Source organism: Lentzea sp. NPDC055074 (assembly GCF_053608005.1).
On sequence record NZ_JBSGUQ010000004.1, the window covers coordinates 441,233 to 456,125 of the forward strand.

The window sequence follows — 14,893 nt, forward strand, 5'->3', positions numbered from 1 at the left end:
GGAGGAAGCCCTGATGGCAGCCGTGCTGTGTGTCGGGCTCACAACTCTCGACGTGACCCAACGGGTGGACGAGTTCCCAGATCCTGGACAGAAGATCCGCTCGCTCGACGCTCTGCTCTCGCCCGGTGGCCCGGCGGCCAACGCCGCCCGCGCGGTCGCCGCACTGGGCGGAAGGGCGTCGCTGCTCACCGCACTGGGTGCCGACGCACTGGGTGAATTCGTCCGGGCCTCCTTGGAACCTGTTCACGTCACCGCGGTGGAGGGAACGACGCCCGTCAGCATGGTCGTCGTCAGAGACGCTGATGGGGAGCGCACGGTCGTCTCGCGCAACGCCTCCGTGCCGGTGGTCGCGCCGGATTTGACCGATCTGCTGGCCGCCGCGGACGTGGTCCTCTTGGACGGACACCACGACGGCCTGGTGATCCCCGTCGCCCGGCGGGCGAAAGCTCTGGGATTGCCTGTGGTGCTCGACGCCGGGAGCTGGAAACCTGTCCTCGATCACCTGTTGCCGCTGGTGGACGTGGCCGCCTGCTCTGCCGGGTTCGAGCGGTCCGAGGCCGAGGTGCACTCCTACGGGGTGCCGCTGGTCATTCGCACGCAGGGTGCGAAGCCGGTCACCTGGTCGCGGAACGGCTCGGCCGGAGAGCTGCCCGTGCCCGCGGTGGAGGTGAAGGACACGAACGGTGCCGGCGACGTCTGGCACGGCGCGTACGCCTACGCGCTGGCGTCAGGCGCGGATCCGGTGGCTGCCATCGGCTTCGCGTCGGAGGCGGCCGCCGTTCGCGTCGGTGCGGTCGGGGACTGGGTTGAGGAGCTGGCGCGGTGGCAGGACAGCAGGTCAGGTTCGACGAGCTGCTAGAACGGGCTCGGGTGCTCACCGATCAGGGTGAGCGCAAGATTCTCGGCATCGGCGGCGCACCCGGTTCCGGCAAGTCGACACTCGCGCGGCGGCTCGTCGAGGCCCTCGACGGCCAGGCCGTGCTGGTCGAGATGGACGGCTTCCACCTCGCGCAGAGCGAGCTCGAACGGCTGCGGCTGGTCGAACGCAAGGGCGCGCCCGACACGTTCGACATCCCCGGCTACGTGGACCTGCTCGGCCGGATCAAGGCGTGCGGGCCGGACATGATCTACGCGCCGGAGTTCCGCCGCGAGATCGAGGAACCGGTCGCCTGCGCCGTGCCGGTGCACCCGGACGTCCCGCTCGTCGTCACCGAGGGCAACTACCTGCTGCTCAACTACGACAAGTGGAAGCGCGTCCGGATCATCCTGGACGAGGCGTGGTTCCTGTTCATCGACGAGGACGTGCGCGTGCAGCGCCTGATCGACCGCCACCTGCGGTACGGGCGCACCTTGTCGGAGGCGGAGGAACGGGTGCTGCACGGCACGGACCACGTCAACGCGTTGATGGTGAACTCGTCGAAGGGATCAGCGGACCTGCTGATCACCGAGGTGCTCTAGGACGGGCTGCTCCGCACGGGGATGCACTGCACGTTCAGGCAGCCCTCGCAGAGGAGAGATCAGGTGAGCGTCGTCGGGGAGAACTGTCTTCAGTTCGAGCCGACGTCGACCGTTTCGTCGATGGGCTTGGCCATCTCCTGGCGGTAGCGCCAGATGCCCCAGCCGGTGCCGCCGAGGAAGAACCCGACGCTGAGGATGATCGCCGCCGTCTCGAGCCACGGGAACATCTGCAGGACGCCCGCGCCGTAGTACCCGGCCAGCACCAGCGTGGGCACCCACGCGATGGCACCGATGGTCGTGGCCACCGTGAACCGCTTGAGGTCCATCCGCGCGGCACCGGCGATCATGGGCGCCAGCGTCCGGATCCACGGGATCCAGCGGGCGAGCACCACGGCCCAGAACCCGCGACGGTCGAGGAAGTCGCCCGCGCGTTTCAGGTTCTGCCGGTTCAGCACCTTGCCGCCCTTGCGGGCGAGCACGCGCGTGCCGGTGCCACGGCCGATGAAGTAGCCGACCTGGTTGCCGACGACGGCGACGACCAGGGCCGCGAGGGACAGCAGCCACGCCGACAGCTCGCTGTTGTGCGTCGCCAGCACCACACCGGCCGCGAACAGCAGCGAGTCACCGGGCAGGAACAGCCCGAAGATGAAAGCGCACTCGACGAAGATGAAGCTCAGCACGATGACCCAGACGGCCAACGGACCCGCGCTCTCCAGCGAGGCGAAAGCATGCGCCACGGTGAGCCAGCCTACGTCGTGGTGTGCCGGCGGCACGGCGACATCGGGTTGACCGGAAGACGAAATCTGGATTGAGCACGCTTCGTCGCCGCCGGGCCTGGTCGCCCCTACTAGCGTGGAACGCATGGAGACCTTGCTCGCCGAACTCCGCACCGCAGTGGGTGACTCCGGCGTCCTGACCGACGCCGACGTCACCGCGAGCTACCGGCGCGACATGATGCCGCTGGCGCCGCACGGCAGTCCGTTGGCGGTGGTGTTCCCGCTGAACACCGAGCAGGTCCAGGCGGTGGTGAGAGCCTGTGCGAGCCATCGCGTCCCGATCGTGCCGCGGGGCGCGGGCAGCGGCCTCTCCGGTGCCGCGAACGCGATCGAGGGCTGCGTCGTCCTCGTCATGACCAAGATGAACGCGATCGTCGAGATCGACGCGGACAACCGTCTCGCCGTCGTCGAGCCGGGCGTGGTCAACCTCGACCTGCGCGGCGCCGTCGAGAAGGACGGCCTGTTCTACCCGCCGGACCCGAGCAGCTACGACTGGTGCACGATCGGCGGCAACCTCTCCACCAACGCCGGTGGCCTGTGCTGCGTGAAGTACGGCGTGACCACGGACTCGGTGCTCGGGCTGGAGGTCGTGCTGGCCGACGGCGAGGTGCTGCGAACGGGCCGCCGCACGGTCAAGGGCGTCGCGGGCTACGACCTCACCAAGCTCTTCATCGGCTCCGAGGGCACCCTCGGCGTGATCACCAAGGCCACCCTGGCGCTCCGGCCCCTCCCGCAGGCCCCGGCGACGCTGGTGGCCGCGTTCGGCAGCACCGCCACCGCGGGTGCCGCGGTCAGCCGGATCGTCCGCGAGGGCCTGGTGCCGTCGCTGATGGAGATCATGGACCGCACCTCGATCGAGGCCGCCGAGACGTACCTGAAGACCGAGCTGGGCGCCGGTCCCGGCTGCGCGGCGCTGCTGATCTGCCAGTCCGATGCGGGCGGTGAGCAGGCCACGCGCGAACTGGCCAAGATCGAGGAGATCTGCCTGGAGGCCGATCTCGTCTACTCGACGACCGACGTGAACGAGGGCCGCGACCTGCTGACGGCGCGCAGGGCCGTCCTCACCGCGTTGGAGATCTACGGCTCGTGGCTGACGGACGACGTGTGCGTGCCCCGCACCCGCATCGCCGAGCTCATCCAGGGCTGCGAGGACATCTCGAAGGAGGTCGGCCTCAAGATCGCCGTCGTCGGCCACGCGGGCGACGGCAACATGCACCCGACGATCGTCTACGACCCCGCGGACGCCGACCAGTTCGCCCGCGCCCAGAAGGCGTTCGACGACATCCTGGCCGTCGGGCTCGCGCTGGGCGGCACGGTCACCGGCGAGCACGGCATCGGCAAGATCAAGCGGGAGTGGCTCGCGAAGGAGATCGGGCCGGTCGGCCTCCGGGTCCACCGCGAGATCAAACGCGCACTGGACCCGGAGAACCTGTTCAACCCGGGTTCGATGTTCTGACTACTCGACGTAGAACGTCGTGGTCCGCGAGACCAGGCCGTCCGCGGTCCGGCCACTCACCTCGACGCTCGGGAACGGGAAGTCGCCGAAGTCGATCGGCAGCGTCACGGTGCCGTCCGGACCGGCCGCGACCGTCTGCTCGTCGCCCGCGTTCACGCGGTAGAGGTACTCGGTGACGCCGGGCATGCCTGGTGCGAACGTGACGAGGGCGCCGTCCTTGGTCACCACGGGCTCCGACGGCGCGACGTGGATCTCGCCGACCCCTGCCTGGGTGAGGTCGCCGTCCGAGTTCTTCGCGCGGACGTACAGCCGGGTCACCCACGGGTCGGTGACCCGCACCTTCACCGCGGCCGCGCCGTCCACCGCAGGCACGGTGGTGGTGCCCGGAACGCCGTTGATCTCGTAGACGAACTCGGTGACGTTGCGTTCGACCGAGCGGAACTGCACGTCGACCACCGTGCCGAGCGCGATCTCGCCCTGCGGCACGGTCACGGCCGGCCAGGACGGCCGGACCCAGAAGTCGTGGCGCGTGGGTTCGGAGGGGGTGCCGAGCCTGTCGACCGAGCGCACGTCGAGCCGGTTGGAGCCGGCGGTGGCCACCCGCACCGTGATCGTCGCCTTGCCACCGGGCCGGTCCGCGTGCGCCGTGCCGTGGAACCCGATGCCCTCGTAGACGAACGAGACCGCGTCCTCGTCCCCGCCCGCGTCGAGGATGAAAGTGCCGGGCAGGCCCGCGCCGGTCCCCGGGAAGTCCGTCGTCGTCACGACCGGCGCGACGGCCGGCCCGCGGAGGTCGGCGGTGAACCGGCACGGCGTGCTGGCGGGGCCGCGGTCGTAGCCGTCCTCGCCCTGAGCGGTCCACTCGTAGGTGTGGCCGTTTTCCATGAACCAGCCGGGCACCACGAACGGCATGTAGTGGTTCACCGTGCCCTCGTGCCGTTTCGCGGCGTCGGCCACGTCGGTCACGACGTAGCGGACCTGGAAGCCCGGGATCGGGTCGACGTCGCTGACGGTCGCGGCCAGGGTCGGCGGGGTCGAGACGGAGCGTCCCGTCACGTCGCACGGCGTGCCGTTGACCAGCGGGTCGGTCGCCGCGCTCGGCGGGGTGTTGTAGCTGACCTCGACGGTCACCGGGGCGTATCGGCGGCCGTAGCCCGTGTCGTACTGCCTGCCGCCCGCCATGCGCAGCGCGAACGTGGCCTTCTCCTGGCCCGCGGCCACCGCCCTGGTCAGCGCGTCGGTGATCTCCCAGCTCACGGCCGCGCGGCAGTCACCGGTCGCGGTGCCCTCGACGCGGGTGAGCTCCCTGGGCGCCTTCAGCCAGGTGGGCTGCTCCGCCACCTTCGTCTGCCACAGCTCGACCGAGCGCGGTTTCGTGCAGTCCGCGACCGCCGTCTCGCCCGAGTAGGCGCGTGCGGTGAAGATCCTGGTGCCGCGCAACTGCCCGAGGTCGACGGTGAAGTAGGACTTCGAGGAGTGGAACCGGTTCTGCTCGTCCTTCCAGGCACCGACGGGAAGGTCGTCGCCGGTGAACGTCCTGGCCGGGTCACGCAGGTCGGTGTGGCCCTGCGCGGTGATCGGCAGCGGCCGCGACACCGGGTCGGCGGCCGCCGGGACCGCGGCGAAGACCGTGACCCCGGCAGCGATCAGCAGCGTGCTCAACGCACGTCTCATACGAGTGTCCCCCCAGCGGAACGTCCGGCCCCCATGCCGGATCCGGGCAGACCCTACGTCAGCAGCACGTCCGCTGAACAGTGGAAATCGGTTCCTGAGCTGCCTTCTCCACCTCGGCCAGCATCTGCTGCCGGACGGCGGGACCCAGCACCCGGCCGCGGGTCAGCACGGTGTGGACCCGGTGCGTGTTGCGGATGTCCGTCAGCGGGTTGCCGTCGAGCACGACGAGGTTCGCCTCCGCACCGGGTTTCACCGCCGCACCGCGCGTGCCCGCCCGCAGTGCCGCCTTCGGTGACAGGCCCGCCTCGACGAGCAGCTCCAGTTCGTCGTGCACCGAGAAGCCGGAGAACGAGTACGGGTTGCCCGCGTCCGTGCCGACGAGGATCTCGACGCCGAGCGCGTGCATCTCGGCGACCTGGTCCTGGCGGCGCCGGAAGAACGCGGCCTGCTGCCGGATCTCCTGCTCGGTCACCGGGGCCCAGCTCGTCAGGTTGTCGCGCCAGAAGTCCCGGTAGAACGCCGGCATGTACTTCATCCGCGGGTCGTTCGCGAACCGGTCGGCCGGGCTGGAGTACACGCGCATCGCGACCATCGTCGGGCAGAGCGCGGAGTTGTTGCGCTGCAATCGTTCTGCCAACTGGACTGCTTTGCTCCGGCTGTGCGTCAGCGTTGCCTGCCGTTCGAGCTCCAGCACCTGCCTGAACCACGCGAACGAGTTCGCCGGGTCGAGCGGCAGGTCCGCGATCGCTTGGCGCAGCTGGGTTTCTCGCGTGCTGGTGGCGAGCGGCAGGCCGTACATGTGCTCGAACGTGCGCTGCCCCAGGTCGCTCGCGTCGCCCAGCGGCACGTGGTTCGAGCAGTGCCCGGCGAACGTGATCGCCTGCTTGGCGCATTCGTCCGCGATGGCTTCGAGCGTCGGGCGGTCGAGGTACGAGTAGACCTTCACGAAGTCCGCACCCTGCGCGTCCCGCACGGCCTGCCTGCCCTCCTCGGGCGTGCTGACGACCGTCGCACCGGGCAGCGTCGAGTGTGGTCCGTCGATGATCGAGCTGCCGACGACCAGCCGCGGCCCGAACACCTCACCGCGCTCGATCCGTTCGCGCAGCTCGTAGATCGGCGGGAAGCCCCACATCTCGCGGATGCCCGTCACGCCGTTGACCAGGCACAGCGGCAGCGTGATCTTGTCCAGGAACGCGCCGTGCACGTGCATGTCCCACAGGCCGGGGATGACGAACTTGCCGGTGACGTCGAGGACCGTGGAGCCTTGTGGCAACGGCAGGTCGCACGAGCCGACGGCGAGGATCTTGTTGTCCGCCAGCACGATGGTCGTGTCACGCCTGACCCCGGACGAGTCGACGAGCGTCGCGCCGCGCAACGCCGTGACGTTCGTGGACGCGGCGGCCGATCCCGGCAGCAGGCCCGCACCCGCTGCCGCACCGAGTCCGGCCAGCCATCCCAGCACTTCACGTCGTGTGGTTGTCATGCCGTTCAACCAACACCTTGACGCTACGTGAGACTCAAATCCTTTCGAGCACCTCGCGTGCGTCGGCCGCCCAGAGCGGGCTGGTGCTCAGCTCGACGAGCTCGGGCACCAGCGCCGCACGGAGCTCCGGGTCGAGCTTCTCCGCGACGTACCTCAGCGCCGCCGACACCTGCCACGTGTCACGGCTTCGCAAAGCCTGGCGCAGCAGCGCGATGCGGTCCTCCGCCTGTCTCCTCACCTAACGGGACATGGCGTTGAGCAGCGAGTGCTGGGCGTCGTCGTGCCCGAGCTCCCACATGAACGTGCCGAGCAGCCCGCGTGACCGGGCGAAGTCCGCGCGGATCCCGATCGACCGCGGGTTCTCGTACGACACGAACTTCTTCTCCGCCGCGTTGTACAGCCACGGCGACTGCGCGACCGGGTGCCAGTACTCCTGCCAGCCCGGGGTCGCCTTCAACTTCAGGGCCTCGTCGTAGCCGTCGACCCAGAACGCGCTGTCGTAGGGCTGGTAGAGGCCGTGCTGCGGGCCCTCGGTCCTGACGTTGAAGCCACGGCCGTAGAACGGCGTGCCCAGCACCATCTTGCGCGGCGAGACGCCGTGCCGCTGGTAGTAGTCGATGGCGCCGACGACGTTGTTCCACCTGCGGTCCGCGGCCGGCATCGGATCGTCGGCGACCTCGCGGAACCCGGCGTTGAACGTGGCCACGGGCGAGAAGCCGGTGCCCAGGTCGTAGGTCATGACGTTGATGAAGTCCATGATCCGCGAGAGTTCCCGCAGCTCGAACGACTTCGCCGGGTCGTACGGGCCGTCGGTCTGCAGGCGGCCGGCCGGGAGTGCGGCGGTGACGAGCTTCCTGGACCCCAGAGCCTTGCGGAAGTCCTTGGTCAGCAACGTCATGTTGCGCCTGTCCTCGGGACGGTCCGTGATCTCGACGGGGCCGCCGTAGACCGGGAACTCCCAGTCGATGTCGATGCCGTCGAACGTGCCGTCCCGGAAGAAGAGGTCCACACAGGACTGCACGAGGGCCCTGCGCGAGGAGGGGGTCAGTGCGGCGTCGGAGAACCCGCCCGCACCCCAGCCGCCCAGTGAGATCAGAGCTTTGAGGGACGGCTTGCGCTTCTTCAGGTCGCGGATGTCCGCGAAGTCTTTGGGAGCGGTCTCCGCCGGCATCGTGCACTTGCCGTTCTCGATCACCGAGAACGCGTAGAACAGGTGCGTGATCGGGGTGTTCGCCGGGATCGACGAGATCGGCTTCGAGCCGCTGTACCAGTTCCCGTAGTAGGCGCCGACGATCCTCTTCGGCGAGGCGTCGGCGACACCGGCGCCGACTGAGACGGACAGCGCGGCCAGGGCGACCGCCAACCCCTTGCGGAACAACGACATCGGTGGCCTCCACCCAGGTGGTCCAGACCAAAGCAACCTAGGGCCGATGTCCGGTCTGCCGCAATAGTGCGAGCAGGTGTTCGTTCGGACCGGGACGAGAACCGGAAAAGGCCCGCCTGTCAGGAACAGGCGGGCCTTTTCGCGGAGAACTCTCGTACCGGTCAGCGCTCCACGCGGGGGATGATCTGCGTCGAGTCGTCCTGGACCTGGGCCTGCATGACCTGGGTGATGTCGTCGGCCTCGGCCTCGACCAGCGTCTTCTTCTCCTTGCGCGCCTTGATCACCTCGATGATGATCGGCACGATCGACAGGAAGACGATGGCCAGCAGCGTGATCTCGAGGTTGTTCTTGATGAACGAGACCTGGCCGAGGAAGTAGCCCAGGATCGTCAGGCCCGCCGCCCACGCGACGCCGCCGATCGCCGAGTACGTGAAGTACTTCTTCGGGTCCATCCGGCCGACACCGGCCATCGCCGTGATGAACGTGCGGACGATCGGCACGAACCTCGCGAGGACGATGGCGCGCGCGCCGTACTTGTCGAAGAACTCCTGCGTCTTGTCGACGTACTCCTTCTTGAAGATCTTCGACTCCGGCTTGCTGAACAGCGCGGGGCCGGCCTTGGCGCCGATGTAGTAGCCGACGACGTTGCCGACGAACGCGCAGATCGTCAGCAGCACGCAGACGAGCCAGAGCGGGGTGTCGATCGTGCCCGCCGCGACGAACAGACCCGCCGTGAACAGCAGCGAGTCGCCGGGCAGGAAGAAACCGACGAGGAGCCCGCACTCCGCGAAGATGATGAGGCACAACCCGATGAGCATGTACGGGCCGAGCCCGTTCAGCAGAACGGTGGGGTCCAGCCAGTCAGGGCCCAATGCAATCGTCACGGCGACAACGGTACAGGTCAGCTCAGGGTGATCACGGCCGCCACCGTGCCCGCTGCCAGGCCCAACATCAACGCCAGGCCCAGGATCCACCACACCGACATCTGCGCGGGGGGCTCTTCAGCGATTGGGACATGTGCGACAAATCCGGCATTTGTGCTGGTCGCCTGGGCTCGCAACGCGTCGGTCACCAGTCGTTCCGGATCGTCCGCCATGCACCTAGTCCTTGACCCACTCGCCCCTGACCATCACGTCCTGCGGCTTCAATTCTGCATCCAGGACGACGATGTCCGCCGCGAGCCCTGCCTCGAGCTTGCCGGTGTCGAGGCCCAGCAGTTCGGCACCCCGCGTCGAGGCGGCGTGACTGGCCTCCACGAGCGACAGTCCACACGAGTTCACGGCGTTGCGGAACGCCATGTCCATCGTGAGCGTGCTGCCGGCCAGCGAGGCGCCTCCTGCCAACGTTGGCACGCCGTCGACGACGCGCACCTCCAGGCCGCCGATGTCGTAGACGCCGTCGCCCACGCTCGCCGCCGCGATGGCGTCCGTGATGAGAACGGTGCGCTGGAGACCCGCGTGGCGGGCGGCCAGGCGGACGGCGGTCGGGTGCAGGTGCACCAGGTCGCAGATGAGCTCGACGGTGACGCGTTCGTCGTCCAGCAGCGCGCCGATCGGGCCCGGCTCGCGGTGGTGCAGCGGGCGCATGCCGTTGAACAGGTGCGTCGCCACGGACGCGCCGGCGTCGACGGCAGGGCGGACCTGGGCCTCGGTGGCGTCGGTGTGGCCGATGGCCGCGATGACGTTGTTGTCCACGAGCTGGCGCACGGCGTTCACGGCGCCTTCGAGCTCGGGCGCGATGGTGATCATGCGGATGGTGCCCTTGCCCGCGTCGAGCAGCTTCGTCACCGCGGTCTGCTCCGGCGGGCACAGGATCGCCGGGTCGTGTGCGCCGCAGCGGGCAGCGGACAGGAACGGGCCCTCGAGGTGGACGCCCGCGACGATGCCCTCCTGGACGAGCTCGGCCAGTGCGGAGACCTGGTCGGCCAGCTCCGGCACCGGACGCGTGACCAGCGAGGCCAGCAGCGTCGTGGTGCCGTGCTTGCGGTGCGCGGCCGCGGCCTTGCGCACCTTGGCCGGGTCGCTGCTGGTGAACGCGGCACCGCCACCGCCGTGGCAGTGGATGTCGACGAAACCGGGCACGATCGTGCCGCCGGCGACGTTGGTCGTCGGGCCGTCGGGCGCGACGCCGTCACCGACCGCGGCGATCCTGCCGTCCTTGACGCTCACCCAGCCGTTCTCGAGCACCCCTCCCGGCGTGACGACCCGACCCCCGGTCAGGGTCACGTCGACTGGTCCACCCCACGTGCTCATCACGCCTCCAGCGTGTCGATGGCCAGCAACGCCGCGCCGAGGAAGCCCGCCTCGTCGCCGAGCGCCGCGAGCCGAAGCTCCGGTCGGCGCTGGAAGGCGATCAGCCCGTCCAGCCTTTCCCGCAAGGGATCCACCAGCAGGTCTCCTGCCAGCGCGAGCCCACCTCCGAGCACCACGGCCTCCGGGCCGAGCAACGTCGCCAGCACCAGGATCCCCCTGGCGAGCGCGTCCACGGCCTCGTGCCACACGGCGACGGCGTCTTCCTCCCCGTCGCGGACCCTGAGTGCGACCTCAGCGGCGCCCTTGACGGGGGTGCCGGTACGTGCGGTGTACCGGCGGGCGATCGCCGCGGAGGACGCCACTGTCTCCACGCAGCCGATCTGACCACAGGCGCAGGGCACGCCGTGGCCGACGTTCACATGGCCGATCTCCCCGGCGAAGCCCCCGCCGCTGAAGATCTTCCCGTCGAGCAGCAGGGCTCCGGCGATCCCGGTGCCGATCGGCATGATCACCGCGTTGCGCAGGTGCTTGGCGGCACCCATGCGGCATTCGGCCAGGCCCGCGGCGCGCACGTCGTGACCGAACGCGACGGGGACGCCGAGCCGTTCGGTGAGCACGGCGCTGAACGGGAACTGGCTCCACGGCAGGTTCGTCGTGTACACGCCGACGCCGTTCGCCTCGTCCACGATGCCCGGCGCCACGATCCCCACGGCGTCGACGTCGTGCTCGGAGGCGTTGCTGAGCTCGTCGACGAGCTCGGCGATGACGTCGAGCAGGGGCTCCAGCTCACCGGGAGTCGTCCGGCGCGCGTGCTTCTGCGCCGCCACCGCCTCCGAGGTCCCGGTGACGAGCGCCGCCTTGGTTTCGGTGCCACCGATGTCAACGGCGACCACGTGTCTGCGTGCCACGGGATCTGATCCTGCGGCATGGGAGGCCTATTGGTCTATACCAAGTGCCGATTTGGGCGGGTGGTCTTACGAGTTGAAACCGCCCGCATCGGTCAAAACGACCTCAGTGGAGGAAACGGGGAAGTTTGCTTACCACTGGCGGCACGGCGCGTGGCTGACCGGCGGCGGTGCGCACATGCCGGTGTGTGTCTGCGGGTGAGGCGGGCGGCGCGGCGGGAACCACGGCCTGCAGGACGTAGCCGCACTTGGTCGCCACCCGGCACGACGGGTCGTTGCCGACGGCGTGCAGGAGGTCCAGCCGGGTGAGCGCGTGAGCGTCGAACGCCCAGTGTGAAACGGCGTCCACCGCGCGGGCGGCGATTCCCCGTCCGCGGGCCTGGGGCACGGTCCAGTACCCGACTTCGGCAGTACCGGTCGGCCCCGGCTTCACCACCACGTGGCCCACCGGTTCATCGGCCTCGGCGGTCACGGCGAAGCTGAACCGGGTCCCGGCCTCCCACGCCGTGGCCTGGGTGTCGAGCCACCGCCGGGCGTCGGCCTCGTCGGTCAGGGAGGTCGCCAGCCAGCGGCGCAGCAGTGGATCGCGGTGCGCCGCGAGCAGGACCGGCAGGTCGTCCGGCCGCCACGGGCGCAGCCGCAGAGCCGGTGCCGCCCCGGAGGACGGCACGGACAGGATGACCGTCATGGCGCCGGACTAGCCCGCCATGATCTTCTGCAGCGCGTCGAGCGCACGGGACGCCGTCGACTTCACGGTGCCCTTCGAGATGCCGGTGGCCTCCGCGATCTCCGCCTCGGACAGGTCGCCGTAGTAGCGCAGCACGAGCACCTCGCGCTGACGCGGCGGCAGCTGCTGCAACGCCTTGACCACGGCTTGGTGCTCCGCGGTCAGCATCGCCAGCGACTCGGCCGAACGTGCGTTCGCCACGTGCGGGGGCGTGTAGTCGCGGGCCGTCTTGCGGCGGCGCAGCACGCTGCGGGAGCCGTTGACCACGGCCGTGCGGAGGTAGCCGACGGCCGCCTGGGAGTCGCGCAGACCCTTCCAGTTGCGGTGCAGGCCGGTGAAGGCCTCCTGGACCACGTCCTCGGCCGTCGACGGCTCGTCGACGAGCAGCAGCGCGAGCCTGACGAGGCGCATGCGGTGCTGCTTGTACAGGTCTTCGAGCGTGAGGGGCCCTGTGGGAGGTCCTGCGACGCCGTCCTTGATTCGCAGGTTGGTCAGGGTGTCCTGCACGGTGCGCGGGGTTTCTTCGCCAACCACAAGGTAGGACGGTACCGGTCAGCTTCACTACGGTGGTGGCATGGCCCGCTTTGCAGTCGAATTGGTGTTCGGCCCCGATCGCGAGAAGCGCCTCGCGGTGCGCCCCGAACACCGCGAGTACATCGCCTCTCTCGTCGAGAAAGGCGTGATCCTGGCGTCCGGCCCGTACGCCGACGACCTCGGCGCGTTGATCATCTACGAGGCGGCGGACGAAGCCTCGCTCAAGGAGATCATCGCCGCCGACCCGTACACGCCCGCGGGCGTCGCCGAGTGGTCCATCCGAGAGTGGACCCCGCTGATGGGTCCCTGGATCGCGTGACTCGGCCGCGCCTCCGGCGCGGCGGCGAGTTCGTGTCGGTCGTCCGGCCGACACGAACTCGCGATCAACGGCTGGCGGCCTGCCCGCCCGGCCCGACCAGTCCCGAGGTGTCGCTCGCGGCCATCTGACGGTCCGCGTCCGCCACCTCCTCGACCGCCTGGCGGTCCACGACCATCGGCGTGAACGCGCGGAAGTACTTCAGAGCGCCGACCCAGCCGGGGACGTGGACCGCCTTCGACCGCTTCTCGATGCCCCTGACCACGGCCTTGCCGACGTTGCGGACGGGGTACTTCTTGCTCGCCAGCCCGGGCATGCCCTGGCGCAGCTTGCCGAAGACCGGGTGCTCGTCGGCGCTGTTGACCATGTCCGTGGAGATCCACGAGAAGTACGCGGTGCCCACGTCGACGCCCAGGTGCCTGACCTCGGCGCGGAGGCTGTCCGCGAACGCCTCGCAGCCCGCCTTGGCCGCCGAGTAGGCCGCGTTGCCGGGGATGTGGACGATCGCCGCGAGCGACGACACGACCAGGCAGTAGCCGCGGCTGCGGATCAGGTGCGGCAGCGCCGTGCGGACCGTGCGCCACACACCGAGCAGGTTCACCTCGATGACCCGTTCGAACGCCTTCGGGTCCATCGAGCGCACGAACCCCGTGGCCGCGATGCCCGCGTTCGCCACCACGACGTCGATGCCGCCGAAGTGCGCCGCGACCTCGTTCATGACGCGGTCGAGCACGTCCCAGTCGGTGACGTCGGCTTCCCACGCCTTGCCGCCGGTCTCCCGCGCGACCTCTTCGAGCTGGGCTTTCTCGAGCCCGACGAGCGCGAGACGCGCCCCGCGCGCGGCCAGCTGCCTCGCCACCTCGGCGCCGATGCCCCTGGCCGCGCCGGTGATCAGTACCACCTTGCCCGTGACGTCCATGCCCGTCACGGTAACGCAACCTACTCCCAGTAAGCTACTGGCAAGTTAAATTGCGCTGAGGCGGTCCACCTCCGCCTGGGTCAGTTCGAGCGTGAGCACCGGGACCAGGTCGCTGAGCTGCTCCAACGTGCGGGCGGACGCGATCGGCGCGGCCACCGTCGGCTGCTGCGCGAGCCACGCGAGGGCCACCGCCGCGACCGTCGTCCCGTGCGTCTCGGCCAGCTCGTCGAGCACCTCGAGGACCTGCAGGCCGTGCTCGTCGAGGTACTTCGACGCCGCGCCCGCCCGTGCGCTCTCGACCTCGACGCCCGGCCGGTACTTGCCGCTCAGGAAGCCCTTGGCGAGCGAGGAGTAGGTCAGGGTCGCGAGCCCGTGCCGAGCCACGGTGTCCTGCAGCTCGCCCTCGAACTTGTCACGGCTGACCAGGCTGTACTCGGGCTGCAGCGCCACGAACCTCGCGAAGCCCTCGCGTTCCTGGATCTCCAGCGCCTGCGCCAGCCGTTCGGCGGAGAAGTTGGACGCGGCGACGTACCGGACCTTGCCGTCGCGGACGAGCTGGTCGTAGGCGGCGAGCGTCTCCTCGAGCGGCGTACCGGGGTCGTCGACGTGGTTGTAGTAGAGGTCGATGTGATCGACGCCGAGCCGCTTCAACGAGCGTTCGGCGGCGGTCAGCACCGTGTCGCGCTTCTGGTTGTTGAAGCCTGCGAGCATGCCGACCTTCGAGGCCACGACGATCCGGTCGCGGTCGGAGCGCCGGGCGAGCCACCTGCCGAGGATCGTCTCCGACTCGCCGCCGGAGTTGCCCTCGGCCCAGGCCGAGTACACGTCGGCGGTGTCGACGAAGTTCCCGCCCGCCTCGACGTAGGCGTCGAGCACGGCGAACGACTGGGCCTCGTCGGCGGTCCAACCGAACACGTTGCCGCCCAGGCAGAGGCGTGAGACGTCCAGGTCTGAGGAGCTCAAGATCGGCATACTGCGCAAGGTAGTCCGCCGCGACGATTGGGGTTCG

The 14,893-nt window shown here is 69.5% G+C and carries 17 protein-coding genes; 4 read left to right on the forward strand and 13 right to left on the reverse strand.

What is annotated here, in order from left to right; translation table 11 throughout:
* Positions 1-13: 13 nt before the first annotated feature.
* Entirely contained in the window at positions 14-859 is an 846-nt protein-coding gene (locus ACWF7A_RS12575) for a PfkB family carbohydrate kinase (protein WP_452250543.1), read from the forward strand.
* On the forward strand, positions 823-1,458 hold the full coding sequence (locus ACWF7A_RS12580) for a nucleoside/nucleotide kinase family protein (RefSeq protein WP_093595565.1): 636 nt from the start codon (positions 823-825) through the stop codon (positions 1,456-1,458). Before ACWF7A_RS12575 ends, ACWF7A_RS12580 begins: the two co-directional genes overlap by 37 nt.
* Positions 1,459-1,547: 89 nt before the next feature.
* Here ACWF7A_RS12580 and ACWF7A_RS12585 read toward each other — a convergent pair whose 3' ends face one another.
* Positions 1,548-2,195: a DedA family protein gene (locus ACWF7A_RS12585; protein ID WP_452250544.1), complete on the reverse strand. Its 648-nt coding sequence runs from the start codon at positions 2,193-2,195 to the stop codon at positions 1,548-1,550.
* A 124-nt stretch (positions 2,196-2,319) separates the two neighbouring features.
* Here ACWF7A_RS12585 and ACWF7A_RS12590 point away from each other — a divergent pair, with 124 nt between their 5' ends.
* The gene (locus tag ACWF7A_RS12590; RefSeq protein ID WP_452250545.1) at positions 2,320-3,690 is read left to right on the forward strand and encodes an FAD-binding oxidoreductase; all 1,371 of its coding nucleotides are present in this window, start codon (positions 2,320-2,322) and stop codon (positions 3,688-3,690) included.
* Here ACWF7A_RS12590 and ACWF7A_RS12595 read toward each other — a convergent pair whose 3' ends face one another.
* The 10 genes from ACWF7A_RS12595 to ACWF7A_RS12640 all read right to left on the reverse strand — a co-directional run bounded on the left by ACWF7A_RS12595 (position 3,691) and on the right by ACWF7A_RS12640 (position 12,649).
* Positions 3,691-5,364, reverse strand: coding sequence for a hypothetical protein (locus ACWF7A_RS12595; RefSeq protein ID WP_452250546.1), 1,674 nt, complete (start codon positions 5,362-5,364; stop codon positions 3,691-3,693).
* A gap of 58 nt (positions 5,365-5,422) precedes the next feature.
* Positions 5,423-6,847 (reverse strand): amidohydrolase family protein, encoded by a 1,425-nt coding sequence (locus ACWF7A_RS12600; protein ID WP_452250547.1) that lies wholly within the window; start codon positions 6,845-6,847, stop codon positions 5,423-5,425.
* Between the two features lie 34 nt (positions 6,848-6,881).
* Positions 6,882-7,085: a hypothetical protein gene (locus ACWF7A_RS12605; RefSeq protein ID WP_452250548.1), complete on the reverse strand. Its 204-nt coding sequence runs from the start codon at positions 7,083-7,085 to the stop codon at positions 6,882-6,884.
* Positions 7,086-8,231, reverse strand: coding sequence for a glycoside hydrolase family 18 protein (locus ACWF7A_RS12610; protein ID WP_452250549.1), 1,146 nt, complete (start codon positions 8,229-8,231; stop codon positions 7,086-7,088).
* A gap of 161 nt (positions 8,232-8,392) precedes the next feature.
* A complete protein-coding gene (locus ACWF7A_RS12615) occupies positions 8,393-9,109 on the reverse strand; it encodes a DedA family protein (RefSeq protein ID WP_452250668.1) in 717 nt (238 codons plus the stop codon).
* A 23-nt stretch (positions 9,110-9,132) separates the two neighbouring features.
* Complete coding sequence (locus tag ACWF7A_RS12620; protein ID WP_189157348.1) at positions 9,133-9,327, reverse strand: hypothetical protein; 195 nt, start codon at positions 9,325-9,327, stop codon at positions 9,133-9,135.
* 4 nt (positions 9,328-9,331) lie between these two features.
* A complete protein-coding gene (gene nagA / locus ACWF7A_RS12625) occupies positions 9,332-10,483 on the reverse strand; it encodes an N-acetylglucosamine-6-phosphate deacetylase (protein ID WP_452250550.1) in 1,152 nt (383 codons plus the stop codon).
* A complete protein-coding gene (locus ACWF7A_RS12630; RefSeq protein WP_452250551.1) occupies positions 10,483-11,391 on the reverse strand; it encodes an ROK family protein in 909 nt (302 codons plus the stop codon). The genes nagA and ACWF7A_RS12630 overlap by 1 nt, the downstream gene beginning before the upstream one ends.
* A 103-nt stretch (positions 11,392-11,494) precedes the next feature.
* A complete protein-coding gene (locus tag ACWF7A_RS12635; protein ID WP_452250552.1) occupies positions 11,495-12,076 on the reverse strand; it encodes a GNAT family N-acetyltransferase in 582 nt (193 codons plus the stop codon).
* A gap of 9 nt (positions 12,077-12,085) precedes the next feature.
* Positions 12,086-12,649: a SigE family RNA polymerase sigma factor gene (locus tag ACWF7A_RS12640; protein WP_030477748.1), complete on the reverse strand. Its 564-nt coding sequence runs from the start codon at positions 12,647-12,649 to the stop codon at positions 12,086-12,088.
* Positions 12,650-12,689: 40 nt separating this feature from the next.
* Between ACWF7A_RS12640 and ACWF7A_RS12645 the strand changes: the two genes are divergently transcribed.
* Positions 12,690-12,968 carry a YciI family protein gene (locus tag ACWF7A_RS12645; RefSeq protein ID WP_452250553.1) on the forward strand — a complete coding sequence of 93 codons (279 nt, stop codon included), beginning with the start codon at positions 12,690-12,692 and terminating at the stop codon, positions 12,966-12,968.
* Between the two features lie 64 nt (positions 12,969-13,032).
* Here ACWF7A_RS12645 and ACWF7A_RS12650 read toward each other — a convergent pair whose 3' ends face one another.
* Together ACWF7A_RS12650 and ACWF7A_RS12655 are read right to left on the reverse strand one after the other, a co-directional pair.
* A complete protein-coding gene (locus ACWF7A_RS12650; RefSeq protein ID WP_452250554.1) occupies positions 13,033-13,884 on the reverse strand; it encodes an SDR family oxidoreductase in 852 nt (283 codons plus the stop codon).
* Between the two features lie 45 nt (positions 13,885-13,929).
* The gene (locus ACWF7A_RS12655) at positions 13,930-14,856 is read right to left on the reverse strand and encodes an aldo/keto reductase (protein ID WP_452250555.1); all 927 of its coding nucleotides are present in this window, start codon (positions 14,854-14,856) and stop codon (positions 13,930-13,932) included.
* Positions 14,857-14,893: the final 37 nt, after the last annotated feature.

Excerpts from the sequence above, each read along its gene's own strand:
- ACWF7A_RS12575 (WP_452250543.1), top strand. The coding sequence starts at position 14 with ATGGCAGCCGTGCTGTGTGTCGGGCTCACAACTCTCGACGTGACCCAA.
- ACWF7A_RS12590 (WP_452250545.1), top strand. The coding sequence starts at position 2,320 with ATGGAGACCTTGCTCGCCGAACTCCGCACCGCAGTGGGTGACTCCGGC.
- ACWF7A_RS12595 (WP_452250546.1), bottom strand. The coding sequence starts at position 5,364 with ATGAGACGTGCGTTGAGCACGCTGCTGATCGCTGCCGGGGTCACGGTC.
- ACWF7A_RS12600 (WP_452250547.1), bottom strand. The coding sequence starts at position 6,847 with ATGACAACCACACGACGTGAAGTGCTGGGATGGCTGGCCGGACTCGGT.
- ACWF7A_RS12610 (WP_452250549.1), bottom strand. The coding sequence starts at position 8,231 with ATGTCGTTGTTCCGCAAGGGGTTGGCGGTCGCCCTGGCCGCGCTGTCC.
- ACWF7A_RS12620 (WP_189157348.1), bottom strand. The coding sequence starts at position 9,327 with ATGGCGGACGATCCGGAACGACTGGTGACCGACGCGTTGCGAGCCCAG.
- nagA (WP_452250550.1), bottom strand. The coding sequence starts at position 10,483 with ATGAGCACGTGGGGTGGACCAGTCGACGTGACCCTGACCGGGGGTCGG.
- ACWF7A_RS12635 (WP_452250552.1), bottom strand. The coding sequence starts at position 12,076 with ATGACGGTCATCCTGTCCGTGCCGTCCTCCGGGGCGGCACCGGCTCTG.
- ACWF7A_RS12645 (WP_452250553.1), top strand. The coding sequence starts at position 12,690 with ATGGCCCGCTTTGCAGTCGAATTGGTGTTCGGCCCCGATCGCGAGAAG.
- ACWF7A_RS12650 (WP_452250554.1), bottom strand. The coding sequence starts at position 13,884 with ATGGACGTCACGGGCAAGGTGGTACTGATCACCGGCGCGGCCAGGGGC.
- ACWF7A_RS12655 (WP_452250555.1), bottom strand. The coding sequence starts at position 14,856 with ATGCCGATCTTGAGCTCCTCAGACCTGGACGTCTCACGCCTCTGCCTG.